We start from the raw sequence: 24,111 nt of genomic DNA, 5'->3' as shown, positions 1-24,111 counted from the left end.
CCATGGGCAGCCTGCCGAAATTCCTGCCGATCACCGTGATCGACTCCGCCGCACCGGTTCCTGCCGAGGCGCATTCGCATCACCACGACGCGGCAGCGCAGGGGCCGCGCTCGCTCGGGCAGCCGGCGCCGTGCCGGCTGTTCGTGGACGAGACCGCGATCAGCGAGGCCGATATCGCCCGTGAAATGCAGCACCACCGGGCGATGCGCCCGGAACAGTCACGCGCCGAAGCGGCGCGTGCACTGGTGGTGCGCGAGCTGCTGCGACTGGAAGCGCAGCGGCTGGGCCTGCAGGCGCCGGAGGGCGGCCGGGTCAGCGATGAAGAGGTGCTGATCCAGCAGCTGCTGGAAGACGCGATCGAGGATCGGGTGCCGACCGACGCGGACTGCCGCCGCTACTTTGAGCAGAACCCCGAGCGCTTCCGCTCGCCCGATCGCGTGCGCCTGCGCCATATCCTGCTGGCCGCGCCGGCCGACGATGTGGCCGGGCGCTTCGCCGCTCGCACCGAAGGCGAGCGGCTGGTCGGGTTGCTGAAGGAATCGCCGCACCTGTTCGCCGATTTCGCCCTGCGCCATTCGCGCTGCCCGTCCAGCAGCGAAGGTGGTGACCTGGGCTGGCTGCAGCGCGGGCAGACCACGCCGGAGTTCGACCGCCAGGTGTTCCGCCTGCGCGAAGGCCTGGCCGGGTTCCCGGTGGAATCGCGCTGGGGCTACCACGTGGTCTGCGTCGATGCCCGCGAGGAGGGCCAGCCGCAGCCATTCGAGGCGGTGCTGCCGCAGCTGCGTGACTATCTTGAACTGCAGGTGCGCCAGCGCGAGGTGCAGGCTTACCTGCTGCAGCTGCAGGAACGCTACCCGGTGCGCGGGCTGGACGAGATCGAAGCCGAAGCGGATATCGGCTGACCCCCATTGAACGAGGAAATCCCATGAACCAGGCCCTTGCCCCCGCCAGTGCCGGGCAGCAGCAGCGTGCGCTGTGGCTGAGCACGTTCGCCTTCACCGTGTGCTTCGCGGTGTGGATGATCTTTTCGATCATCGGTATCCAGATCAGCCAGCAGCTCGGGTTGAATGACACCCAGTTCGGCCTGTTGATCGCCACGCCGGTGCTGACCGGTTCGGTCAGCCGGGTCTTCCTCGGCATCTGGTCCGACCAGTTCGGTGGCCGCAAGGTGATGGTGCTGGTGATGCTGTGTGGCGCTGTGGCCACCTGGATGCTGACCTACGCGCAGACCTACACCCAGTTCCTGATCGCCGCGCTGTGCGTGGGCATCGCCGGTGGCAACTTCTCGGTAGGCGTGGCCTATGTGTCGAAGTGGTTCCCGGCCAGCAAGCAGGGCACTGCGCTGGGCATCTTCGGTGCAGGCAACATCGGCTCGGCGGTGACCAAGCTGCTGGCGCCGCTGGTGATGGTGGCCGCCGGATGGACCATGGTTGCCAAGGTATGGGCGGTAGCGCTGGCCGTCACCGCGGTACTGTTCTTCCTCTTCAGCAAGGAAGACCCGTCGCTGGAGCAGCGCCGCCGCGAAGGCGTGAAGCCGGTCCCGTTCGCGGAGCAGATGGCGCCGCTGAAGAACCTGCAGGTGTGGCGGTTCTCGCTGTACTACTTCTTCGTGTTCGGCGGCTTCGTGGCGCTGGCGCTGTGGCTGCCGCACTACCTGGTGGGCGCCTATGGCATGGACGTGGGCCACGCCGGCATGCTGGCGGCGTGCTATTCGATCCCGGCCAGCCTGTTCCGCGTGGTCGGTGGCTGGATGTCGGACCGGATGGGCGCGCGGCGGGTGATGTACTGGACCTTCGGCGTATCGGCCATCTGCACCTTCCTGCTGGCCTATCCGGATACCGAGTATGTGGTGCAGGGCATCCATGGCCCGATCCACTTCCATCTGGCCATCGGCGTGGTGATGTTCACCGTGCTGGTGTTCGTGCTGGGCTTCTTCATGTCGCTGGGCAAGGCGGCCGTCTACAAGCACATTCCGGTGTATTACCCGCAGCACGTGGGTGCGGTAGGCGGCGTGGTCGGCATGATCGGTGGCCTGGGTGGGTTCATCCTGCCGATCGTGTTCGGCGCGTTGAACGATGCGGTCGGCATCTGGAGCAGCTGTTTCATGCTGCTGTTCGTGCTGGTGGCGGCCGCACTGGCGTGGATGCACTTCGCGATCCGTCGCATGGAACGCCGCCACTTCCCGCAGATCGACCGCGAAACCGATCTGCCCGAAGCCATTGATGCGGCCGCCGCCGAGCGGGTGCGCGCTGGGTGAAGGCGCGTGCCGGCCCCTGGCCAGCATGAACGCGCAGATGCGCCACGCTTGATTTCAATCAGGGCTACGCGAAGAGGAACGCCCGAAGATGTGTGCCATGAGCTTCCACGTCGATGAGAGTGAGGACACTGCGCTGCAGGCGGCACTGCTGCGGCAGCCCCGGCACGTGCTGTTTCCACCGGCTGACCAGTTCAGCACCGGCTTTGGCGAAAGCGGGTGGCGCGCCGCCGTACGCGCCAGCAACGAGCACCTGATACCGCGCGGCTTGACGCTCGGCTTCCAGGCCGGTCGTGGCGGACGCGATGCGCCACCGCAGGCGTATCTGGATACCCTGATGCTGGCGTTGCGGCTGCAGGCCGACGCTCTGGCCGAGGATCGCGAAGTGGTGGCGATGGTGTTGCAGCTGGGATTGGCCGAGACGCTGCCGCCGCCCCAGCTGGGCCAGCTGCTGGACGCGGTGCCGCAGCACCTGCGCACGGTGGCGCGGCCACAGGTGGAGGTGCGGCTGGACGCCGGCAGCGCGCTGGCGCCGGCGCAGCTGCGCGCGGTGGGCTGCACCCGCCTGAACGTGATCGATCGTGCCGATGCGCCGGGGCCGACCCTGCTGGCACAGGCGCGGCAGGTCGGCTTCACTGCGCGCTACTACCAGCTGCGCGTGCCCAGCTGCGAGGACGCCGGCTTCATCGAACGGCTGCATGAAGTTCTGGCTGAAGCACCCGAGCGTATTCTGCTGCCGGCGCCGTGTGCGCTGCCAGAGCATGCCTCGGCCGCACGATGGCTGCAGAGCTGGCGGCTGCTGCGCGCAGCCGGCTACGAGGCGATCGGTGGCGATCATTACCAGCGGGGCGACCTGCCGAACCCGCACGGGCCGGGTGACGGCCAGCGCCATTGCGACCTAGCCGGCGTGCCGCGTCGCGACCGCAGTGATTTCATCGGCCTCGGCCTGTCTGCCTGCAGCCAGATCGGCGAGGTGTTCTACCGGCTGGAGGACGAACTGGGTGAATGGCGTGCGCGTTTGCAAGCGGGTCACATGGGTGTGGCTGCCGGGCTGATTCTGTCCGAGGACGAGCGCTTGGTGGCTGAAGTGGCGCAGAGCATCGCCTGCGACCATGCCCTCGATGCCGCGGCCTTCGAATGGCGCAACGAAGAACCGTTCGAGGAATGCTTCGCCGAGCAGCTGCCCGCGCTGTCGCCGCTGCTGGCGCGCGGCTGGGCACACTGGGATGCACGCGTGCTGCGGCTGGCCGAAGAAGGGCGCCTGCTGTGGCGTATGATGGCCGCATGCTTCCGGCCGGCGGCCGCCATCGCTTGAGTCCTGCCTCGATGTCTTCAACTCCGCCTACCCAGGGCCGCCTCGGCCGGGCCACGCCGAATCCCGCTGCCGCCGATGACGGCGACGCGCTGCATTTCTGCAGTACCTGTGCATTTTCTGATGCCTGCATGTCGCAGGGGTACGACAAGACCGCGCTGGGCGACCTGCACGTGCTGGTCGACCACGTCGGTCCGTTCCATGCGGGTGACTACATCTTCCGCGCCGGCGAATCGTTCGATTCGATTGCTGCGGTGCGCGCCGGCATGGTCAAGACCTTCGTCGATGACAGCCAGGGCAACGAGCAGGTGCTGGGCTTCAGCCTGCCGGGCGAAGTGATCGGCCTCAACGCAATTCACGGTTCGCGCTTCCCCTGCAATGCGGTGGCGCTGGACACCGTGCACCTGTGCCGCATCTCGTTCCCCAAGTTGAGCCTGCTGGCCACGCGCATGCCGGGGCTGCAGGCCAAGCTGTTCAGCCTGCTCAGTGCGGAGATCGGCAAGGTCGCCACGCTGGCCGCCAACCACCGTACCGAAGAGCGCATGGCTGCGTTCCTGCTGGACATGTCCGAGCGTTACGCGCGGCGCGGTTTTTCCGCCACGCGTTTCAACCTGACGATGGCACGTACCGAGATCGCCAATTATCTGCGGATGGCGCCGGAAACCGCCAGCCGCGTGCTGCGCCGCCTGAGCGATGATGGGATCATCGCGGTGAAGCAGCGTGAGATCCTGCTGCTGCAGCCCGAGCGTCTGGCGGCGCTGGCGGTGGCCGACGAATCTGATCCGAACTGAACCTGGCCGGGAGCCGATGATGAAGCGCGCTGGACTGTTGTTGCTGGGACTGCTGGCCACGCTGCCGGCCTGGGCGGCCGAGCTGACGGTGTCGGCGGCCTCCAGCCTGACCGAGAGCTTCCGCGAACTGGGCGCTGCCTATGAGAAGGCGCACCCGGGTACCAAGGTCGATTTCAACTTCGCCGCCTCTGGCGTGCTGCTGCAGCAGATCAGCCGTGGCGCGCCGGTGGACGTGTTCGCGTCGGCCGATGAAACCACGATGGACCAGGCCCAACAGCAGGATCTGCTGGCGGTTGGCACCCGCGAGGTGTTCGCGGTGAACGCGCTGTGGGTGGTGGTGCCGCCGCAGGCCAAGGCCGCGCCGCGTAGCTTGAAGGACCTGGCCGGTGCCGGCGTGCAGCGCATCGCACTGGGCAACCCGGACAGCGTGCCGGTCGGCCGCTATGCCAAGGGCGCGCTGCAGGCAGCCGGTCTGTGGCCGTCGGTGCAGGGCAGGATCATCACCACGCAGAACGTGCGCCAATCACTGGATTACGTGGCGCGCGGTGAAGTGGATGCCGGCTTCGTCTATGCCACCGATGCGCAGGCGATGCCCGACCGGGTGCGCCGCGCCTTCGTGGTGCCGGTGTCGGGGCGCATTGCCTATCCGCTGGCGGTGACCAAGGCCAGTGCGCAGCCGGCCGAGGCCAAGCGGTTTGCCACGTTCGTGCGTTCGGCGCAGGGCCAGGCGATCCTGGCCAGGCATGGGTTCGGCAAGCCCTGAGGCATGGATCTCGACTGGAGCGCACTGGGGTTGTCGCTGAAGGTGGCCGGCTGGGCCACTGCGATCAATCTGGTGCTGGGCGTTGGTCTGGGCGCGCTGCTGGCGCGCCGTCGCTTTCCCGGTCGCGAGCTGCTGGATTCGGTGTTGACCCTGCCGATGGTGCTGCCGCCGACCGTGCTGGGTTATTACCTGCTGGTGCTGATCGGCCGCAACGGACCGATCGGTGCATGGCTGCAGTCGTGGTTCGGCATCAACCTGGTGTTCACCTGGCAGGCGGCGGTGATTGCTGCGGCGGTGGCTTCGCTGCCGCTGGTGTTCAAACCGGCGCGCGCGGCGTTCGAGGAAGTGGACGGTCAGCTGGAGCAGGCCGCACGCACGCTCGGTGTGTCCGAAGCGGCGGTATTCTTCCGCATCACGTTGCCACTGGCCTGGCGCGGCATCCTTGCCGGCCTGTTGCTGGCGTTTGCACGCGCGATGGGCGAGTTCGGCGCCACGCTGATGGTGGCCGGCAGCATTCCGGGCCGCACGCAGACGCTGTCGATCGCCATCTACGAAGCGGTGCAGGCCGGTCAGGACGGCAAGGCCAATGCGCTGGTGATCCTGACCTCGGTGGTGTGCATCGTGATCCTGCTGCTGGCCGCGCGGCTGGTGGGCAGGCGTCGCCGGGAGCTGCGTGATGTGGCTTGACCTGCAGGTACAGCGCCGACTGCAGGCGGCCGGCCAGAGTTTCGTGCTGGACGTGGCGTTGCAGTGCACGCAGCGGCAGGTGGTGCTGTTCGGACCCTCCGGCGCGGGCAAGAGCCTGACCCTGAAGGCAGTGGCCGGGTTGCTGAGGCCAGGCCAGGGCCATGTGCGCCTGCAGGGGCAGACGTTGTTTGACGGGGCGGCAGGCGTGGACCTGCCGCCGCAGCGTCGGCGGCTGGGTTATGTGTTCCAGGACTATGCGTTGTTCCCGCACCTGAGCGTGCGCCAGAACGTGGCGTTTGGGCTGGAGAAGGGCTGGCTCAATCCGCGCGCCGGCCAGCGCTTCGAGGCGGTGGAGCAGTGGTTGCATGCATTCCGTATCGACACCGTGGGCGATCTGCTGCCCTCGCAGGTCTCCGGGGGACAGCGTCAGCGTACCGCCCTGGCGCGTGCCCTGGTGACGCAGCCGCAGGCGCTGCTGCTGGATGAGCCGTTCTCCGCGCTGGACCATGACTTGCGCCAGCACCTGCGCCAGGAGCTGGAGACTGTGCTGGACACCACCGGCATCCCGCTGCTGTTGATCAGCCACGATCCGCAGGATGTGGCGATGTTCGGCCAGCAGGTGGCGCGCATGGTGGACGGCCGTATCGTCGGCGGTTGATCCGTGATGGTAGTGCCGGTCGCTGGCCGGCAACCGTGGAATCCGGGGCAGCCGGCCAGCGGCCGGCTCTACTGATCCAGGGTTCGTGCGGTCCAGTGGTGATGGATCAATACAGCTCGCAGTGAGTGCGGCCTTCACTACGCAATGTGTCCCAGTGCCCTTCGCCAACGATGGCATCGATGGCCTCGCGCACCGCGCCTTCCAGGTGGCTCTTGTTGCCGCACAGGTAAAGATGCCCGCCGCGGGCCACTACATCGCGCACTTCGGCGGCGCGCTGCTGCAGTACATGCTGCACATAGACCTTTTCAGCGCCATCGCGCGAGAACGCGGTATGCAGGCCGGCCAGCACACCACGCGTGTGCCAGTCCTGCAGCTGGTCGCGATACAGGTAATCGTGCTGGCTGTGCTTCTCGCCGAACACCAGGTGCACTTCGCGTTGGCAGGCGGTGGCCTGCAGTTCCTGCATCAGGCCCATCAGCGGCGCGATGCCGGTGCCGGTGCCGACCAGCAGAAGGGGAGCTTCGCCGGTATCGGGCAGATGGAAGCCGGGATTGGAGCGGCAGTACACACGGGCATGGTCGCCGCCGTGCAGCAGGCTGCCGGTGGCAGTGCCGAAGCGCTCGCGGCCGCGCAGGGTGTAGCGTACTTCGCGCACGCACAGGCTCAGCTGGTCGTTGCAGGGGTGCGAGGCGATGGAATAGGCGCGCGGCAGTCGCGGTGACAGTAGTTCGCGCAGCCGGGCCAGCGGCACGCTGTCCGGCGTGGCGTGGTCCTGCAGCACGTCCAGCACGTCCAGCCCGTGCAGGTAGGCTTCGAGCTCGCGCTTCTGGCTGACCTTCAACAGGCCCTTCAGCACCTCGCTGCCGCCGAGCTTGGCCAGTTCGCGCAGCACGCCCTTGCTCAGCAGGCGCAGCTCGCGGTCATGCAGGGCGGCCACGGCGGCGGTGTCGCCGTACCAGGTGGCCAATGCCTGCAGCAGGGCAGGGTCGTTCTCCGGTACCACGTGCAGGGTGTCGCCCGCGCGGTAGGCCATGCCGCTACCGGCAATATCCAGCTGCAGGTGCCAGGCGGCCGGGTCGCTGCTGTTCAGGCGGCGGCGTTCGAGAATGGGGGCGGCAAAGGCGTTGTCTTCGCCATAGGCGGTGACCTGCAGGCGCAGGTCCTGGCCAGCACTGAGGTCGCCATCCAGCACCTGGCCGAGGACCGGCTGCCATTGCTGGAAGAACTGCTCGTAGCCCAGGTCGGCATCCACGCGGTGCAGCAGCGGCTGCGCCTGGCGCTCGCTCAGCGCCGCATCCAGCGCCTTGGTGAAGCCACAGAAGCTGGGGTAGCCGGTGTCACCAAGGCCGAACACCGCATAGCGCAGGCCGCTCAGCGTCGGAGTCTGGCGCAGTGTTTCGAAGAACTGCTCGCCGTTGGCCGGCGGTTCGCCATCGCCAAACGAGCTGGAAATCGCCAGCAGCACATCGCCCTGGCCGAGGCTGGCCACGTCGATGTCATTGAAGGGGAGCACCTGCGGCGCGTGCGGCTGCAGGTCCGCGCCCAGGCGCTGGGCCAGGGCGCGGGCATTGCCCGACTCGGACGCGAAACCCACCAGCAGGCGGCTGAAGGGCGTACTGGTCGGGAGGGCGTTCACGCGGCCTCGTAGAAGTCGTCGAACTTTTCCTTGCTGAACTCGACCAGGTCGTAGTTCTGCATCAGGTCGTTCACCACGCGGCGGATGCTGATGTACGAGGTGATGTTGCCGTCGGCGTCGAACAGCGGCTGCACGGTGGTGTCGACCACGTAGAGCACGCCACCCTTGCCAAGGTTGGGCACGATGCCGGTCCAGGTCTTGCCGGCCTTGATGGTGTCCCACATGTCCTTGTAGACCGCCTTGGGCACATCCGGATGGCGCACGATGCTGTGCGGCTGGCCGATCAGTTCCTCGCGGGCGAAGCCGGTAAGCGTGCAGAACAGGTCGTTGGCGTAGGTGATGTTGCCCTGCAGGTCGGTGGTGGAGATCACCATGACGTTCTGCATGGCATTCAGCAGCTGGGCGTTGTCGGGGGTGTAGCTCATCGCAGGTCCTTTGGATGCCGGTAACGCCGGCGTATTGGGTTCCTGCATAGAGATACGCCCGCGCGGTGGCGGGCGGTTTGACATTGGTCAAGTAGGTGGCGGGATCGACTGCGACCAGGTGTCGCAGGGGGGGGCGCCGGGCATGGCCCGGCGCTATCAAGGTGGCGGTACAAGTGTAGCGCCGGGCCATGCCCGGCGAAGAGGTATCAGCCCATCAGATAGCGCAGCACGCCGGCCGAGACCACGCCGATCAGCACCGTCGGCAGCATCGACAACCGCGTGGCGGCCAGCAGGGTGATCGCCAGCGCGGCCAGGTCGGCGGGCTTGTCGGCGACGAAGTCGGGCGCGATCACCGAGATCAGCACGCAGCCCGGCGCGGCTTCCATCACCGTTACCGCGCGCTTGCTCAGCGTGCGGTTGCGCAGGGCGAGGAAGCCGACGATGCGGGTCAGGTAGGTGGCGGCGGCCATCAGCACGATGGTCAGCACCGAGGTCCAGTGGATCAGGCCGTTGAAGATCATGCTGCGTCCTCCGCCAGCAGCCAGGCCGCGGCCAGGCCCGCCAGTGCGCCGCTGGCCACGTACCACGCACCCGGCACCAGCAGGTAGGTGGCAGCGGCCACCACCAGGCTGACCAGCCAAGGCCGCGCGGCCTTCATGCCCTGCCACATGCCACGCAGCAGCACCAGGAACACGGCGGGGAAGGCCATGTCGAAACCGTAGGGGTGGATGTCGCCCAGCATCGGCCCAACGATCGCGCCCAGCGCGGTGCAGGCGACCCAGACCGTGTACAGGCCTGCCGACACGCCCAGGTAATAGGCCAGGCTGAAGCCGAGCGCACGGCGCCGTGCATCGGCCACGCCCATGGCCCAGCTTTCGTCGCACATGAAGAACAGTGCCGGCAGCACCCGGCGGCGCGGCAGATGCTGCAGCACTGGGGCCAGGCTGGCGCCCATCAGCAGGTGGCGGCTGTTGACCAGCGCGGTGATCGCGACGATCAGCGCGATGTGCGGCGGCGAGGTCCACAGTTCGACGGCGGCGAACTCCGAGCCGCCGGCGAAGTTGAGGCCGGTCATCAGCGGGACTTCCAGGGCGCTGAGGCCTTTCTGGGCGGCCTGGGCGCCGAGCACCAGGGCGAAGGGAATGAAGCCGATCATCACCGGCACGGCGGCGCGCAGGCCGCGCAGGAATTCGGCACGCGGCGCGGTATCGCAGGTGTCGGGCAGGGGGAGGGTGGTACGGGCGTCCATGGAACGGCACAACATGGTGGGGGTGGCCCATGCTATCGGTCCGATCGCGAAATCGGGTTGCGTTGATGCCATTTGATTCGGGAATATTGAGATTCCATGCGGCCAATGGCGCCAAAGGTGAAATTCCATGCAGTACCAGCTCGACAACCTTGATCGGCGCATCCTCGACGCCCTGCAGCGTGACGGACGCCTGCAGAACCTGGAGCTGGCCCGGCAGGTCGGCCTTTCGCCCTCGGCCTGCCTGCGGCGGGTGCGGCTGCTGGAGGAGGGCGGCTACATCGACCGCTATGTTGCCCTGCTGAATGAGGCCAAGGTGGGACGTGGCTTCACGGTGTTCGTGCGGGTGTGGCTGCGCGGGCAGGACGAGGACACGACCAATCACTTCATCAACAGCATCAAGTCTTTCCCGGAAGTACTTGAATGCCATCTGATGGCGGGGGACTGCGATTTTCTGCTGCGGGTGGCGGTGGCGGATCTGGATGCCTACCGGCAGTTCCAGATGCAGCACCTGAACCGGATTGCCGGGGTGCAGAACACCAAGACCGAGATCCCGATGCAGCGGATCAAGCAGACGACCCAGTTGCCGCTTTGAGGGATGGGGGTTGTGGCCGGGTTGCACCCGGCACCCGCAGAGGCAACGGCCGGAGCAACAGCGTGCATTCCGTGGGACGGCGGGGTAGGTCCGGTTGCAGGGGGCATGAGCTGCTCTTGGTGGGTGTCGACCTTGGTCGACACGATTTGGTCGGCACGGGGTCAGATCCCGTTGTTGCGCAACGGGTTCTGACCCCAGGCGTGACGTGGTCTGTTCGATTCATTGATGCCCGATGCGTGACTGGCTTCATGGCGCCAGTCACGCCGCCAGCCGTGGGTGGCGGTCATCGCAATGACATGTGACCCCGGTACGGTTTGAGCCCGCTTGCTGGTCGCGCGCGGGCCGGGTTCCGGTCGTGGGCGCGTCCACTGCAGCTGCTGTCGCTGCCGAGGGTCATGTGTTCTACGTCAGGGGGCTGAATGGACACCATGCGGTCAGAACTTGGAAGGTGGCCATCGCCGCATGGCTGCTGCTGTCCTCTGCCGCTGCCGCGCAGGACGGTGTTCATGCCTACGATATCCCTGCGCAGCCGCTGGAACAGGCGGTCGAGCGCTTCAGTGTCATCAGCGGGTGGTCGGTGATGTACCCGGGCGACCTCGCCGCGGGCCGCAGCAGCCATGCGCTGCGCGCCAGCCTGATGCCGCTGCCTGCGTTGCAGATGCTGCTACAGGACACCGGCATCGAGGCCGAGGTGATCGGCGAGCAGCGCGTGGTGCTGCGCCGGGGAACGTCCTCGGCCGCCGAACCCGGTGTTGGCGTCGATCTTCCCGAGGCCGAACGTCGCCGCCGCTATGGCGGCCTGCAGCAGCGCCTGCGCGCGGCGTTCTGTGACGACCCTGAGATCGCGCCCGGCCGCTATGCCGCAACCCTGCGCTTCCGCGTCGACGCCGAGGGCCAGGTGCAGCAGCCCGAACTGCTGTCCGGTAGTGGCAGTGCCCGCCGCGATGCGCGCCTGCTGCAGGCGCTGCAGGGCCTGGTGCTGGCGCCCGATGCCGCTGCGCTGCCGCAGCCGGTGACGCTGCAGATCCGTCCTTCCGGCACCGACCACGACTGTGGCCGGCGCGCGCCCCTTCCATGACTTCAAGGATCCGAACATGAGCAACGGTACGGCTGGGGCAGTTGACCTGATGGACCACCTTCTGGGGGCCTACGACGAGCTGAAGCGCCGCTTGGTGCGCAAGCTGGGCTCGGAAGAGCTGGCCGGCGACGCGCTGCAGGACACCTGGATGCGCCTGAGTGCGCGCCGTGACCGTCTGGATGCCGTGCAGAATCCCGCGGCCTACCTGCTGCGCATGGCGATGAACACCGTGATCGACCGCCAACGTGCCGACCACCGCCTGCTGAGCCTGGAAGAGGTGGATACGCTGATGGACATGGCCGACCCGGCACCGGGCCCGGCGCAGGTGGCTGAGCTGGACTTCGCGCTGGAAGACATGGTCGGCCTGCTGCAGCGCATGCCCGAGCGTCGTCGCCGCATCCTGCTGGCGATCCGCGTCGACGGCCTGCAGCAGCGCGATGTCGCCGATCACCTGGGCGTGTCGCTGCGGCTGGTGCAGCGTGAGCTGAAGGCGGCCCAGGACTATCTGGCCGAGCGCAGCGGGCAGGGGCGCCAGGTGCGGTTCTGAGCGGCGGCATCCGTCTACACTTTGACGCCGAGCAGAACCCCGCAGCGTGCGGGTCCGGCATGAGTCCCCATGGATCCTGACGATCGCCCGCAACGCCCGCTGGATGCCGTCGAGCGTCAGGCCCACGCGTGGGTGGTGCGGCTGACCTCGGGCGAAGCCACTGCCGCTGATGCACGCAGGTTTCGTGCGTGGTGCGAGGCCGACCCCCATCATCGCGAAGCGTTCGGCCGGGCGCGCCGGCAATGGGAACAGGTACGGCTGGCCGGCGAGCAGCTGCCCGCCGCAGCACGGCAGCCTGTCGCGCCGACGCCGGCCCAGCGCTGGAGCCGGCGCGCCTTCCTGGGCGCCGCGATTGCTGCGCCAGCCAGCCTGGTGGTGGTGGCGGCGATCCGCCCACCGCTGGGGCTGTGGCCGTCGGTGACGGCCATGGCGGCCGATTTCCACACCGGCACCGGCGAACGGCTGCGGATCGCGCCCCTGCCGCAGTTGAAGATCGAACTGGATACGCAGAGCAGCCTGCGCCGCCGTGCGGACGCGCAGGGCGAAGGCTTCGAGCTGGTGCAGGGCCAGGCCGCGATCGAAACCGAGGCTGGCCTGCGCCTGGCCTTGTTCGCGGGGCCAGGCTGCGTGATTGCCGAGGAAGGTGCGGTGCGCCTGGACGTGCGCAATACCCATGGACAGGTACGGGTGACCTGCCTGCAGGGCAGTGCTCGCATCGAGCACCCACAGGGCCGCCTGCAGCTGCAGGCGGGCCAGCAGACCCAGTACGACGAGCGCCTCAGTGGTGTGGTGGCCGAGGCCGTGGCTTCGGAGGTGGGCGCCTGGACCGAGGGCATGCTGGTATTCCGCCGCGCACCGCTGCGCGAGGTGGTGGATGAGATCAACCGATACCGCCGCGGCAAGGTACTGCTGGGCGAATCGGCGTTGGCGCGTGCCCCGGTCAGTGGCCGCTTCCGCATCGATGATCCGGACGCCGCGCTGGAGCAGCTGCGACTGACGATGTCGCTGGATCTGCGTCGCTTTCCGGGTGGCATTGCCGTCCTTGGTTAGGTGAAGACGCTGGCTGCGCGCGCCGCGCGGGGCTGTTGCAAGCACGGAGAAGCCAAGGATGCGCAACGAGACCATCGGTGTGCTGGATCTGCGCCGCAATCTGTCGGCGTTGCTGGAAACCACCCAGCGACGGCCTTTGATGGTGCACCGCTACGGCTCGCCATGGGTGTGCGTGGTGTCTGACGCACAGTGGCAGCAACAGGCTGTGCTGCTGGACTTTGATCCGCAGTCGCACCCGCTGGCGATGCTGCTGCGCCTGCAGCAGCAGGTGCTGCCGCTGGCTGAAACCGGCGCGTTGCCGCCTGCGGCGCTTGCACGCGCACTGCTGCTGATGGGCATGCATGGCATCGACGATCTGGCGCAGTTGCACGAGCAGGTGCTGCACCACCGGCTGTGGCACTGGTTCGTGGCGGGCACCCGCGGCGTGATGGACGGCTGGCAGCTGCCGGCGCTACGCATTGCGATGGCGTCATGGTGCGATGACGTGGAGATGACGGGTGCGCTGGCTGCGTTCGCCACGCGCAGCGACGTAGCGGTATTGGCCCGGCGCTGCGGCGGCGACGCACCGCGCCTGCTGCGCGAAGCCTGCAGGCGGATGACGCTGCGATGACGTTGCCGATGAAGCACCACCCAGCGCACAGAGTTGCATTCGCGCTGTCGCTTCACCTGCCTTGCTGACGTCTTCTCCAGAGTACGACGCACCACGCGTCGCGGAGCGCGGGCGACGCAGATGGCAGACAGTCGCAGGATCAGCATGCTGGAGCTGGATCGCCACCTGAGCCAGTCACTGGAGCAGGCGCGGCACACGCCCTTGAACGTGCAACGTTACGGGCATTCCTGGGTATGGGTGCTGTCCAGTGATGCCTGGGCGGAAGCGGCGCGCTGGGCGGCGCTGGACAGCAGCGCGCATCCGCTGGCCGCGCTGCGAAGCGCGCTCGATCTGCAGCTGCGGCCTTGGCCGGAAGCGGCCATGAACGCGCTGCCGCTTGAGGCGGGCGATGCGCGGCTGCTGCAACGCGCGGCCCTGCTGCTGGTCGTGCGTGACCTCAACAGTGCGCAGCGCGTCTATGACGACCTGCGCTACCACCAGGCCTACCGGATGTTCATCGGCCTCGACCACGGCACCGCGTGGTCGCCGATGCAGTGCGTGCGCCTGCTGCAGGCGTGCGCGCATCCGCTGGTGCGCGGCTGCATCGACGAAACGCTGGCCAGCGTGCCGCAACACCTGTTCGACGCGGCACGCGCGCAGGCGGCCCCTGCGCCCGCACAGGCACATGCGCAGCGAATTGCCGGCGGATGTTTATCGTACTGACACATGCACCGCTGACCATGGCGCAGCGGTCTCTTCCAGGATGACGAGGGCGGAACAATGGCAAGGCAGGTTCGTGGTCGCAGGGCTCGGCAGCAGGGGTTCAGCCTGATCGAAATCATGGTGGTGGTGGTGATCATCGGCATCCTCGCCGCATTGATCGTGCCGCGCCTGATGGACCGCCCTGACCAGGCGCGCGTGGTCGCGGCGCGGCAGGATATCGCGGCATTGATGCAGGCGCTGAAACTGTTCAGGCTGGACAATGGGCGTTATCCGAGTGCCGAGCAGGGCCTGCAGGCACTGGTGAAGCCGCCGCAGGGCAGCGGTTCGATGCCGGTGACGCCGTATCTGGATCGCCTGCCGAATGACCCGTGGGGCCATCCGTACCAGTACCAGAGTCCCGGAACCCATGGCGACATCGACGTGTTCTCGCTGGGTGCGGACAGCAAGCCAGGTGGCGACGCCGGGAACGCGGATATCGGCTCCTGGCAGCTGTGAGGCGCGCTGATGGCAACCCGGACACGTGCGGTCCCGTGCACCCGCCAGCGTGGCATGGCGGTGATCGTTGCGCTGCTGGTGGTGGCACTGGTGGCGGTGATTGCCACCGCGCTGCTGACCCGGCAGTCGGCGCAGCTGCGCGCGCTGCGTAGCGACCAGTTGCGTGCGCAGGTGCGCATGGCGGTCGACGCCACGCTGGAGCGTGCGGCGCAGCAGCTGCGCGAGGATGTGCGCGAGCAGTTGACCACGGTACGCAGCGGTCGCTGGGCGCGTCCGCTGACGCTGCAGGCGCCGTTGCCGGTGCAGTTGCAGCTGGTCGACGCGCAGTCGATGTTCAACCTGCGCAACCTGCTGGCGCATGGCCGGCCGGACCCCGAGGCGCGACGCGCGTTCATCGCGTTGTGTGCCGGGCAGGGGCTGGGCCTGGGCGCCTGCGCATCCGCAGCGGACCACATCCAGGCGCGCCTGCGCGACGGCGGCATGCAGGCGCAGGCCCCGCTACCGCGCGAATCGCTGATCACGCAGGCACTGGCCGGTGCCGATCCGGTGGCACTGCAGGCGCTGGCGCGACGCACAGTCGTACTGCCGGCGCAGACCCTGGTCAACGCCAACACCAGCGACCTGAGCGTTCTGCAGGCAGTGACGCCTGCGGTCGAGCCGGCGCGGCTGCAGGCGCTGCTCGGTGAGCGCGACGGTGGCCGTTGGCTGCTCAACCGCGGCGACATCGCCAATCGGCTGCAACTGAGCAACGAACAGATGGCCATGCTTCCCTTGGGCATCCATAGCGAGTGGTTCCTTGCGATCGGCCAGGTGCAGGCCGATGGCAGTGCGGTCGAGTTCCGTGCGTTGCTCTGGCGCGAGTACCGTGACGATGGGGCACGTGTGCAGCGAGTGTGGACGAGGATCGGTGCATGAGCGTGCAGCTACGGGTGCGCCTGCCGCCGCTGGAGCACCTGCGCGCCGACAGCGCAGTGGACTGGGTGCAGCTGCACAAGGGCGAGGTGCTGGCACACGGCCGCGACACACTGGCGGCGCTGGGCCTGCGTCATCCGAATGCGGCGGTGCGCGCCTGCCTTGATCCGCACGACCTGATCCTGCTGGAACTGCAGCTGCCGCCGTTGTCCGGGCGCCGCCTGCAGTCGGCGTTGCAGGGTGAAGTGGAGGCGATGCTGCTGGACGACCTGCAGGAGGTGGCGTTGGCCCACGGTGCGCAGGCGGCGGACGGCACGGTTCCGGTGGCCTGGCTCGGCCAGCAGGCAGTCCTGCAGGCGCAGCAGCTGCTGGCCTCGTGCGCACTGCAGCTGCAGGCACTGTATCCCACGCCATTGCTGCTGCCCTGGCAGGAGGGCCAGGCCACGCTGCAGGTCAGCGGCGAGCACCTGCTTGTGCGCAGCGGGCGCGATCGGGGCTTCGTCCAATGGTGTGGCGGACGTGACGCGTCCGCAGTGATGCAGGCCCTGGCAGTGCGCCTGCAACAGGCCGGCGCGCACGCCGTGCAGTGGATCGACAGCGTGCCCCCGACGTGGCCGGCGAGCCTGCCTGCCACCGCCGTTACGCATGAGCGGCAGGCCTGCGGCCCCGTGCCGGCATGGTCGTTGCCGCTGGCTGGTACTGGCCAGCGGGCGCCCCGGCTGGCGATCGGCCTGGCGTTGGCGGCGGTGCTGCTGGCCGCGCTCGGCCTGCAGCTGCAGGTCTCGCGGTGGCGAAGTGAGGGCGAGGTGCTGCAACAGGGCATGACGCGGCAGTTCAATGCACGCTTCCCGGAGATCACCGATGTGGTGGACCCGGTGCTGCAGGCAAGGCGGGCATTGGCGGTGCCATTGCCGGCGCCGCCGTTGCCGCCACTACAACGCCAGGTGGCCAGCACGCTGCAGGCGGTCCCGGAGTTGGCGGGGCAGGTTCACAGCCTGCATTACCAGCCGGGCCAGCTGGACATGGCGTTGGACGCCGATGCCCAGGCATTGGCCGATGATCCGCAGCGGCTCGAGCGCTGGCAGCAGGCGGTGCAGGCGCAGGGCCTGCAGCTGGCACGTGGTTCCGATGGACAACTGCGGGTGAGCGGAGCCGGACAGTGACGACCCGCACCCTGCGCTTGGGCGAGGGACTGGCCGGCCTCCGGCAGCGCTGGCAGCGCCTGCCAGCGCGCGACCGGCTGATGCTGTGGGTGATGGTGGTGGCGCTGCTGGCGGCAGGCCTGTGGTCGTTGTGGCTGGACCCCCTGCTGAAGCAGCACGCGTACTGGCAGGCCGAACTCCCACGGCTGCAGGCGCAGTCCCGCGCGCTGGCGCCGCTGCTGCGGGCCCGGGAGCGCCAGCAGCAGGCCCAGGGCCAGCGCCCGACGCTGGCCAGGCTGCGGGACGGAATCAGATCCGCCGGCCTCGCCGACGGCCTGCATATCGAAGCGCGCGACGGGCGCTGGCACCTGCAGGTGCAGGCGGTGCCCGCCGATGCGCTATGGAACTGGCTGCTGCCGCTGCTGGCCGACCCGGCCATCGAGCTGCAGCAGCTGCAACTGACACGCACAGGGGATGCGAACATGCCGGCGGCACGGATTTCCGGAAACATCGTGATGGCACCCACCGTGGGTGGCCATCCATGAGGGCGATGCGCAGCCTTGCCTGCAGTACTGCATTGGCGCTGATCGTGGGCATGGGCTACGTGCCGGCGCCCGTGCTGGCGCAGGACACCCGCGATGAACCGGTGCAGCTGAACCTGGTGGATACCGATATCGGCGGCGTGCTGCGCATGGCGGCACGGTTCACCGGCCGCCAGTTCCTGGTCGACCCGCGGGTGACCGGCAAGATGACGGTGGTCTCCGATGGCCCGGTCAGCCGTACCCAGGCCTACCAGCTGCTGCTGGGCGCGCTGCGCATGCGCGGCTTCGCCGTGGTCGAGAACGGCGGCGTCAGCCGGGTGGTGCCGCAGGCCGACGCCAAGCTGCTCGGTGGCCGGGTGGGCAGCGGCGGTGCAGGGGGCGAGATCGCCACGCGCACCTTCGCGCTGCGCTACGAGAACGCGGCCGCGCTGGTGGCAGTGCTGCGGCCGATGATCAGCCCGGACAATCCGATCACTGCCAACCCAGGCAACAACACCCTGGTGATCACCGACTATGCCGACAACCTGGAGCGCATCGCACGGGTGATCGCCAGCGTCGACACGCCGGCTGGCATGGACACCGATGTGGTGAAGCTGCAGCAGGGCATTGCCGTTGACGTGGCGGCAATGGTCGCGCCGCTGCTGGATGCGCAGGGCGCCGAGCCCAGCCAGAAGGTGGTGGTGATGGCCGACCCGCGCAGCAACAGCGTGCTGCTGCGTTCCAGCAGCCCCGGGCGTACCCGCCTGGCACGGCAGCTGGTGGAGAAGCTGGACCGCGCCCAGGATGAATCCGGCAACCTGCATGTGGTCTACCTGCGCAATGCCCAGGCCAACCAGCTCGCTGGTGTGCTGCGCGGCGTGGTGGCCGGACAGAGCGATGCACCGGCAATGGGCAGCAACGAGGGCATCACGCCACTGCCCGGCGATGCCAACGGTTCCACACCGGCGCAGCCGTCGCAGCCGCAGCAGGCCAAGGCCGGTGGCAATGCGCTGGAATCACAGCGGCTGGACCCGAACCGCCGCGACCCGATCGACGCCGGAAGCACCGGCTTCAGCCAGAACGGCATTTCGGTGCAGGCGGACGTGGCCACCAACACGCTGCTGATTTCGGCCCCCGAGCCTGTGTACCGCAACCTGCGCCGGGTGATCGACCAGCTTGACCAGCGCCGTGCGCAGGTGCTGGTGGAAAGCCTGATCGTGGAGGTCAACCAGACCGATGCGGCCGAGCTGGGCGTGCAGTGGATGCTGGGCAATGGCCGCACCTTCGGCGGCACCCACTTTGGTGGCGCCACCGGCGGCAGTGGGCTCAATACCGGTGCACGCACTACCTTGGACGTGCTGCCAAAGGATGGCCTGAAGATCGGTGTGATCGACGGCACCATCAACCTGCCCGGCGTCGGTCAGATCCTCAACATGAAGGCGCTGGCCAACGCGCTGCAGAGCAAGGGTGGCGCCAACATCCTGTCCACGCCGAACCTGATGACGCTGGACAACGAAGCGGCCAGCATCATGGTCGGCCAGACCGTACCGTTTGTCAGCGGCCGCTACGTGACCGACGGTGGTGGCGGCAGCAACAACCCGTTCCAGACCATCGTGCGCGAGGACGTGGGCCTGAAGCTGCGGGTGCGCCCGCAGATCTCCGAGGGCGGCACGGTGAAGCTGGACATTTACCAGGAAGTCAGCAGCATCGACGCGCAGAGCGCGAACAGTACGGCCGGCATCATCACCAACAAGCGCGCCCTGGATACCAGCGTGCTGCTGGACGATGGCCAGATCATGGTGCTGGGTGGCCTGCTGGAAGACAGCGTCAGTCATGGCCGTGATGCGGTTCCGGGGCTGGGCAGGATCCCGGTGCTGGGCGCCTTGTTCCGCAGCGACACGCGCAAGCGCGCCAAGACCAACCTGATGGTGTTCCTGCGCCCGCACGTGGTGCGTGACCCCGCCGCCGGCCAGCGCCTGACCCGCGATCGCTACGACTACATGCGCAACGCGCAGGCGGGTGCGCAGCCGGCGCAGAGCTGGGCATTGCCGGCGCTGTCCGCACCGCAGCTGCCGCCGCAGGATCTGTCCGTGCTGGGCCAGGGCAATGCCCCCGACGGCCAGGGCCAGCCGCTGCAGAACACCAGCCTGGCGGCGTTGTATCCGGCCGGTGAGGGCGACGCGCAGCTGGTGCAGTTCGCGCAGGGGCTGGACCCGGCGCGTGCCAGCCAGGGCGTGGCGCAGGTGCGTGCGCTGGGCCTGCAGGCCTATGCCGAAGCCACGCCGGGCGAGAGCGGGCAACGCCTGCGCGTGCGATTGCCGCGCGATCCGGCGACGCTGGACCCGGCACTGCAGCAACTGCGCGGGCTGGGCTACACCCCCGAGCTGGTGATCGGGCCGTGAGCGCCGCGCCGCTGCCGTACGCCTGGGTGCGCAGCCATGGCGTGATGCTGTCCGAGGCCGGCGGCGAACCCGTACTGCTGGGCACCGCCGAAACTGCCGCGTGGGCCGTGGCCGAACTGCGGCGCCGGCATGGCCCGCTGCCGTTCCAGGCGCTGGATGCGGCGACCTGGCAACAGCGGCTGGGTGAACAGTACCGTGACGGCGGCGATGCCGCTGCTGTGGTCGGGGCTGCTGAAAGTGAAGTGGATCTGGACCGGCTGATGCAGGATATGCCGGAGGTCACCGATCTGCTGGATGCACAGGACGATGCGCCGGTGATCCGCATGATCAACGCGCTGCTGGCACAGGCCGCACGCGATGGCGCCAGCGATCTGCACATCGAGCCGTTCGAGACCCACTCGGTGGTGCGTTACCGGGTGGACGGCACCCTGCGCGACATGGTGCAGCCGCGGCGCGCACTGCACGCGGCGCTGGTGTCGCGCATCAAGATCATGGCGCACCTGGACATCGCCGAGAAGCGCTTGCCGCAGGACGGGCGCATCGCGATCCGCGTGGGTGGACGTCCGCTGGATATCCGTGTCTCCACGGTGCCGACCGGGCATGGCGAGCGCGCCGTGCTGCGACTGCTGGAGAAGGATGCCGGCCGCCTGCAGCTGCAGCGCCTGGGCATGGCCGATGACACACTGGCCACATTCACCGGATTGATCCGGCAGCCGCATGGCATCGTGCTGGTCACCGGGCCGACCGGCAGCGGCAAGACCACTTCGCTGTACGCCGCGCTGGGCCAGCTCGACAGCAGCACCAGCAACATCCTCACCGTGGAAGACCCGGTGGAGTACGACTTCGCCGGCATCGGCCAGATCCAGGTCAACGCGCGTATCGGCATGAGCTTCGGCACCGCGTTGCGCGCGATCCTGCGCCAGGACCCGGACACCATCATGATTGGCGAGATCCGCGATCTGGAAACCGCGCAGATTGCGGTGCAGTCGTCGCTGACCGGGCATGGCGTGCTGGCCTCCCTGCACACCAATGACGCGATCTCAGCGGTAACCCGTCTGGCCGACATGGGGGTGGAGCCGTTCCTGCTCGCCTCGTCGCTGCGCGGTGTGCTGGCGCAGCGGTTGGTGCGGCGGCTCTGCACGCAATGCAGGCGTGCCGAGGTGGATGGCGAAGGCCGCACCGTGTGGCGTGCGGTGGGCTGCGCGGCCTGTGCCAACAGCGGCTATCGGGGGCGCACCGGCATCCATGAGCTTTTCGTGGTGGACGATCGCGTGCGTGCGCTGATCCATGAAGGGCAGGGTGAGCCCGCGCTGCGCGAAGCGGCGCGGCATGCCGGCATGCGCACGCTGCGCCAGGACGGCCAGCGTTGGGTCGACAGCGGGGTGACCACGCTGGAAGAAATCCTGCGCGTCACGGGCGACGACTGAGGCCTGCATGGCGCTGTTCGACTACCAGGCCGCCAACGCGCAGGGCCGCATCGAGAAGGGCCAGCTGGACGCGGACAGCCCGCGCGGCGCGCGCCAGCTGCTGCGCGGCCGTGGGTTGACGCCGGTGCAGGTGAGCGCGGCGCGCAACGCCGGCAGTGGCTGGGGCACGCGCCGGCTGTCCGCCAGCGAGTTGGCCTGGGCAACCCGCCAGCTGGCCAGCCTGCTGGCCGCCAGCCTGCCGTTGGAAGGTGCATTGAGTGCGGTGATCGAACAGGCCGAGCGCCCGCATGTGGCCCAGGCACTCACCGCGGTGCGCGCCGACGTACGTGCTGGACAGCGCCTGACCGTGGCATTGGCTGCGCGGCCACGTGATTTTCCGCCGATCTACCGGGCGCTGGTGGGCGCCGGTGAAGACTCCGGCGACCTGGCACGGGTGATGGAGCGCCTGGCTGACTACATCGAAGAGCGCAATGCGCTGCAGGCCAAGGTGCTGACGGCTTTCATCTATCCGGCGGCGATCAGCCTGGTGTCGGTGGCGATCGTGGTCTTCCTGCTCAGCTATGTGGTGCCGCAGGTGGTGACCGCGTTCGTGCAGGCACGGCAGACGCTGCCGATGCTGACCCAGGTGATGCTGGCGGCCAGTGCATTCGTTCGCAGCTGGGGAGTGTGGGCGGGGCTCGGCATCGCTGCGTTGGTGGTGGCATGGCGGTTGGCTCTGCGCAAGCCCGAGCTGCGCCTGCGCTGGGACGCGATGCTGCTGCGGGTGCCGATGGTCGGGCGTTTCGTACTGGGTGTGAACAGTGCGCGCTTTGCCTCGACCCTGGCGATCCTGCTGGATGCCGGCGTGCCGCTGCTGCGTGCACTGGAAGCGGCGCGGCAGACGCTTGGCAATGCACTGCTGGCGCGTTGCGCTGATGACGTGTCCGCGCGCGTACGCGAAGGTGCCGCGCTGGGTGCTGCGTTGAAGGTGCAGAAGGTGTATCCGCCGATCCTGGTGCACCTGGTGGCCAGCGGCGAAAAGACCGGCGCATTGGCACCACTGCTGGATCGCGCGGCACAGACGATCTCGCGCGAGATCGAGCGCCGCGCGATGGCACTGACCGCGTTGCTGGAGCCGACCATGATCCTGGTGATGGGCGGCGTGGTGCTGACCATCGTGCTGGCCGTGCTGATGCCGATCATGGAAATGAACCAGCTGGTGCAGTGATGCGCAACGCGCATCACGGGTAGAGTCGACTGTTAGTCGACTGCTTCTCAAACGCACTTCGACAAGTCCAGCGCTTCGCGTGCCAGTCGACTAACAGTCGACTCTACCCGGTGGGCGTCTTCGATTCTCCACACAATCCTCCACACCTTTTTTCGATCTTCCACAGGTTTCTTAAGCGGTCTGTCATCGGCACGGACCAGCATAGCCACGTCGTCGCAGAGCGGGCTGGGAGGCCCCTGGCGACAGCAGGCGTGCAGTGACCGTTCCTCCCTTGGCGTTTCCCTTCGCAGTAAACCCTTCAGGAGAAGATCATGACCAAGTACAAGACCCTGGCCGCGCTGGTTGCCACCGCGCTGCTCGCTACCGTGGGCGCCGCGTCGGCGCAGACCGTTACCGGCGGCGGTGCATCGCTGCCGGCCGACCTCTACAAGGGTTCGGCCGACAGCATCCTGCCGGCGAACTTCACCTACGCCGTGACCGGTTCGGGCACCGGCAAGAAGGCGTTCCTGGAAAACAACTCGGCGCTGTTCTCGACCACCGGCACCGTGCATTTCGCCGGCAGCGATTCGGTGCTGAGCAGCACCGAGCTGAACACCTACACCACCAACTTCAACCAGCCGACCAATGCCAACCGCTACGGCGCGCTGATCCAGGTGCCGTCGGTGGCCACCTCGGTCACCATTCCGTTCAACAAGGCCGGTTCGGCGGTGGACCTGAGCGTGGCGCAGATCTGCGGCGTGTTCTCGGGCGCGATCAGCGACTGGTCGACCATCGATGCCAACCGCAGCGGCCCGATCCAGGTGGTGTACCGCCCGGAAAGCAGCGGTACCAGCGAAATGTTCAGCCGCTTCCTGACCGCCGCCTGTGCCGCTGAGAACGCTGAAACCTCGAAGCTGGTGGGTGGCAAGTTCGCCATCAAGTCGACCTTCGCCGACCTGTACAAGCGCGATGACAACGGCGCCTTGCCGGCGTTCCTGGTGGCCGCCCCGGCCACCGGTGGCACCTCGCTGTACAACGCTGTCTACGCTGCTGACGGCCGTATCGGCTACGTCGGCCCGGACGTGATCCCGAGCCTGACCGATGCGACCAAGGTCGCCAAGGTCAAGGGCTTCTCGCCGGACCAGGTGAGCGTGCAGGCTACCCTGGACACCGTCGCTCCGCCGACCGGCGTCGCAGCCGAGGACCCCGCCAACTGGGTGCCGGTGTTCGGCAACCCGTCGGCCGGCTATCCGATCGCCGGCTACACCAACCTGGTGATCGGCCAGTGCTACAAGGATTCGAGCGTCGCCACCAGCCTGCGCGGCTTCCTGGCCCGCCACTATCCGGCGACCTACACCGTCGCGTATGAGAAGTCGATCACCGACCACGGCTTCATCCCGCTGACCAAGGCCTGGCGCGATGCGATCCGCAACCGCTTCGTGCTGGCCAGCAGCGCTGCCGGCCTGAACAACCCCAGCACCTGCTCGGGCATCGGTCGTCCGCTGTAATCCGCAGCACTGGTTGAGTCCTGCTTGACCCGACGCCGGCCTCCTGGGCCGGCGTCGCCATTTCCGCGACGGTGCCGCCACTGCAGTGTTTCGCTGTCGGCTTCGTGTCACGTGAACCGTCTATCAGGGGCAGGGCATGCGTTGCGCGTGCCTCCCCGATCGTC

The 24,111-nt window shown here is 68.0% G+C and carries 25 protein-coding genes; 21 read left to right on the top strand and 4 right to left on the bottom strand.

The window, feature by feature from the left end:
- Window positions 1-2: 2 nt before the first annotated feature.
- The 7 genes from ACYKG1_RS12130 to ACYKG1_RS12100 all read left to right on the top strand — a co-directional run bounded on the left by ACYKG1_RS12130 (window position 3) and on the right by ACYKG1_RS12100 (window position 6,465).
- Window positions 3-902 carry a peptidylprolyl isomerase gene (locus ACYKG1_RS12130; protein ID WP_262226768.1) on the top strand — a complete coding sequence of 300 codons (900 nt, stop codon included), beginning with the start codon at window positions 3-5 and terminating at the stop codon, window positions 900-902.
- Window positions 903-925: 23 nt separating this feature from the next.
- Entirely contained in the window at window positions 926-2,257 is a 1,332-nt protein-coding gene (locus ACYKG1_RS12125; protein WP_100472825.1) for an MFS transporter, read from the top strand.
- 97 nt (window positions 2,258-2,354) lie between these two features.
- Window positions 2,355-3,569: an oxygen-independent coproporphyrinogen III oxidase gene (locus ACYKG1_RS12120; RefSeq protein ID WP_100472822.1), complete on the top strand. Its 1,215-nt coding sequence runs from the start codon at window positions 2,355-2,357 to the stop codon at window positions 3,567-3,569.
- 11 nt (window positions 3,570-3,580) lie between these two features.
- On the top strand, window positions 3,581-4,357 hold the full coding sequence (locus ACYKG1_RS12115) for a helix-turn-helix domain-containing protein (protein ID WP_100472820.1): 777 nt from the start codon (window positions 3,581-3,583) through the stop codon (window positions 4,355-4,357).
- Window positions 4,358-4,376: 19 nt separating this feature from the next.
- Window positions 4,377-5,120, top strand: a complete 744-nt coding sequence (gene modA, locus ACYKG1_RS12110) for a molybdate ABC transporter substrate-binding protein (protein WP_100475207.1) — start codon at window positions 4,377-4,379, stop codon at window positions 5,118-5,120.
- A gap of 3 nt (window positions 5,121-5,123) precedes the next feature.
- Entirely contained in the window at window positions 5,124-5,807 is a 684-nt protein-coding gene (gene modB, locus ACYKG1_RS12105; protein WP_201116384.1) for a molybdate ABC transporter permease subunit, read from the top strand.
- Window positions 5,797-6,465: a sulfate/molybdate ABC transporter ATP-binding protein gene (locus ACYKG1_RS12100; protein WP_100472814.1), complete on the top strand. Its 669-nt coding sequence runs from the start codon at window positions 5,797-5,799 to the stop codon at window positions 6,463-6,465. The genes modB and ACYKG1_RS12100 overlap by 11 nt, the downstream gene beginning before the upstream one ends.
- A gap of 106 nt (window positions 6,466-6,571) precedes the next feature.
- Here ACYKG1_RS12100 and ACYKG1_RS12095 read toward each other — a convergent pair whose 3' ends face one another.
- The 4 genes from ACYKG1_RS12095 to ACYKG1_RS12080 form a co-directional block, all read right to left on the bottom strand.
- Window positions 6,572-8,101: a diflavin oxidoreductase gene (locus ACYKG1_RS12095; protein WP_262226767.1), complete on the bottom strand. Its 1,530-nt coding sequence runs from the start codon at window positions 8,099-8,101 to the stop codon at window positions 6,572-6,574.
- Window positions 8,098-8,526 (bottom strand): PAS domain-containing protein, encoded by a 429-nt coding sequence (locus ACYKG1_RS12090; protein ID WP_005409905.1) that lies wholly within the window; start codon window positions 8,524-8,526, stop codon window positions 8,098-8,100. Before ACYKG1_RS12090 ends, ACYKG1_RS12095 begins: the two co-directional genes overlap by 4 nt.
- Window positions 8,527-8,732: 206 nt before the next feature.
- A complete protein-coding gene (locus ACYKG1_RS12085) occupies window positions 8,733-9,047 on the bottom strand; it encodes an AzlD family protein (protein WP_005409898.1) in 315 nt (104 codons plus the stop codon).
- Window positions 9,044-9,775 carry an AzlC family ABC transporter permease gene (locus ACYKG1_RS12080; RefSeq protein ID WP_262226766.1) on the bottom strand — a complete coding sequence of 244 codons (732 nt, stop codon included), beginning with the start codon at window positions 9,773-9,775 and terminating at the stop codon, window positions 9,044-9,046. Before ACYKG1_RS12080 ends, ACYKG1_RS12085 begins: the two co-directional genes overlap by 4 nt.
- A 127-nt stretch (window positions 9,776-9,902) precedes the next feature.
- On the opposite strand from ACYKG1_RS12080, the gene ACYKG1_RS12075 reads away from it, so the two are divergent.
- The 14 genes from ACYKG1_RS12075 (at window position 9,903) to ACYKG1_RS12010 (ending at window position 23,947) form a co-directional block, all read left to right on the top strand.
- On the top strand, window positions 9,903-10,367 hold the full coding sequence (locus ACYKG1_RS12075) for an Lrp/AsnC family transcriptional regulator (RefSeq protein WP_005409896.1): 465 nt from the start codon (window positions 9,903-9,905) through the stop codon (window positions 10,365-10,367).
- Window positions 10,368-10,764: 397 nt separating this feature from the next.
- Complete coding sequence (locus ACYKG1_RS12070; RefSeq protein ID WP_100472802.1) at window positions 10,765-11,445, top strand: TonB C-terminal domain-containing protein; 681 nt, start codon at window positions 10,765-10,767, stop codon at window positions 11,443-11,445.
- Window positions 11,446-11,461: 16 nt separating this feature from the next.
- On the top strand, window positions 11,462-11,992 hold the full coding sequence (locus ACYKG1_RS12065; RefSeq protein WP_094001013.1) for an RNA polymerase sigma factor: 531 nt from the start codon (window positions 11,462-11,464) through the stop codon (window positions 11,990-11,992).
- A gap of 69 nt (window positions 11,993-12,061) precedes the next feature.
- Window positions 12,062-13,042 (top strand): FecR family protein, encoded by a 981-nt coding sequence (locus ACYKG1_RS12060; protein ID WP_478470617.1) that lies wholly within the window; start codon window positions 12,062-12,064, stop codon window positions 13,040-13,042.
- A 58-nt stretch (window positions 13,043-13,100) separates the two neighbouring features.
- A complete protein-coding gene (locus tag ACYKG1_RS12055; protein WP_100472796.1) occupies window positions 13,101-13,652 on the top strand; it encodes a hypothetical protein in 552 nt (183 codons plus the stop codon).
- A 144-nt stretch (window positions 13,653-13,796) separates the two neighbouring features.
- Window positions 13,797-14,354: a hypothetical protein gene (locus tag ACYKG1_RS12050; RefSeq protein WP_238381579.1), complete on the top strand. Its 558-nt coding sequence runs from the start codon at window positions 13,797-13,799 to the stop codon at window positions 14,352-14,354.
- Between the two features lie 57 nt (window positions 14,355-14,411).
- Window positions 14,412-14,849 carry a type II secretion system major pseudopilin GspG gene (gspG, locus tag ACYKG1_RS12045; RefSeq protein ID WP_262226763.1) on the top strand — a complete coding sequence of 146 codons (438 nt, stop codon included), beginning with the start codon at window positions 14,412-14,414 and terminating at the stop codon, window positions 14,847-14,849.
- Window positions 14,850-14,858: 9 nt separating this feature from the next.
- Window positions 14,859-15,764, top strand: coding sequence for a type II secretion system minor pseudopilin GspK (gene gspK / locus ACYKG1_RS12040; RefSeq protein WP_478470616.1), 906 nt, complete (start codon window positions 14,859-14,861; stop codon window positions 15,762-15,764).
- Window positions 15,761-16,924 carry a type II secretion system protein GspL gene (gene gspL / locus ACYKG1_RS12035; protein WP_478470615.1) on the top strand — a complete coding sequence of 388 codons (1,164 nt, stop codon included), beginning with the start codon at window positions 15,761-15,763 and terminating at the stop codon, window positions 16,922-16,924. Before gspK ends, gspL begins: the two co-directional genes overlap by 4 nt.
- A complete protein-coding gene (gene gspM / locus ACYKG1_RS12030) occupies window positions 16,921-17,448 on the top strand; it encodes a type II secretion system protein GspM (RefSeq protein WP_478470614.1) in 528 nt (175 codons plus the stop codon). The genes gspL and gspM overlap by 4 nt, the downstream gene beginning before the upstream one ends.
- Complete coding sequence (gene gspD, locus ACYKG1_RS12025) at window positions 17,445-19,826, top strand: type II secretion system secretin GspD (protein WP_478470613.1); 2,382 nt, start codon at window positions 17,445-17,447, stop codon at window positions 19,824-19,826. The genes gspM and gspD overlap by 4 nt, the downstream gene beginning before the upstream one ends.
- A gap of 44 nt (window positions 19,827-19,870) precedes the next feature.
- Window positions 19,871-21,253: a type II secretion system ATPase GspE gene (gene gspE, locus ACYKG1_RS12020; RefSeq protein ID WP_478472746.1), complete on the top strand. Its 1,383-nt coding sequence runs from the start codon at window positions 19,871-19,873 to the stop codon at window positions 21,251-21,253.
- Window positions 21,254-21,260: 7 nt separating this feature from the next.
- Entirely contained in the window at window positions 21,261-22,460 is a 1,200-nt protein-coding gene (gene gspF, locus ACYKG1_RS12015; RefSeq protein ID WP_262082411.1) for a type II secretion system inner membrane protein GspF, read from the top strand.
- A 311-nt stretch (window positions 22,461-22,771) separates the two neighbouring features.
- Window positions 22,772-23,947, top strand: a complete 1,176-nt coding sequence (locus tag ACYKG1_RS12010; RefSeq protein ID WP_478470612.1) for a substrate-binding domain-containing protein — start codon at window positions 22,772-22,774, stop codon at window positions 23,945-23,947.
- Window positions 23,948-24,111: the final 164 nt, after the last annotated feature.

This window comes from Stenotrophomonas sp. 85239_Sma, from assembly GCF_056481725.1.
This window is presented reverse-complemented; position numbering and strand designations above follow the sequence as displayed.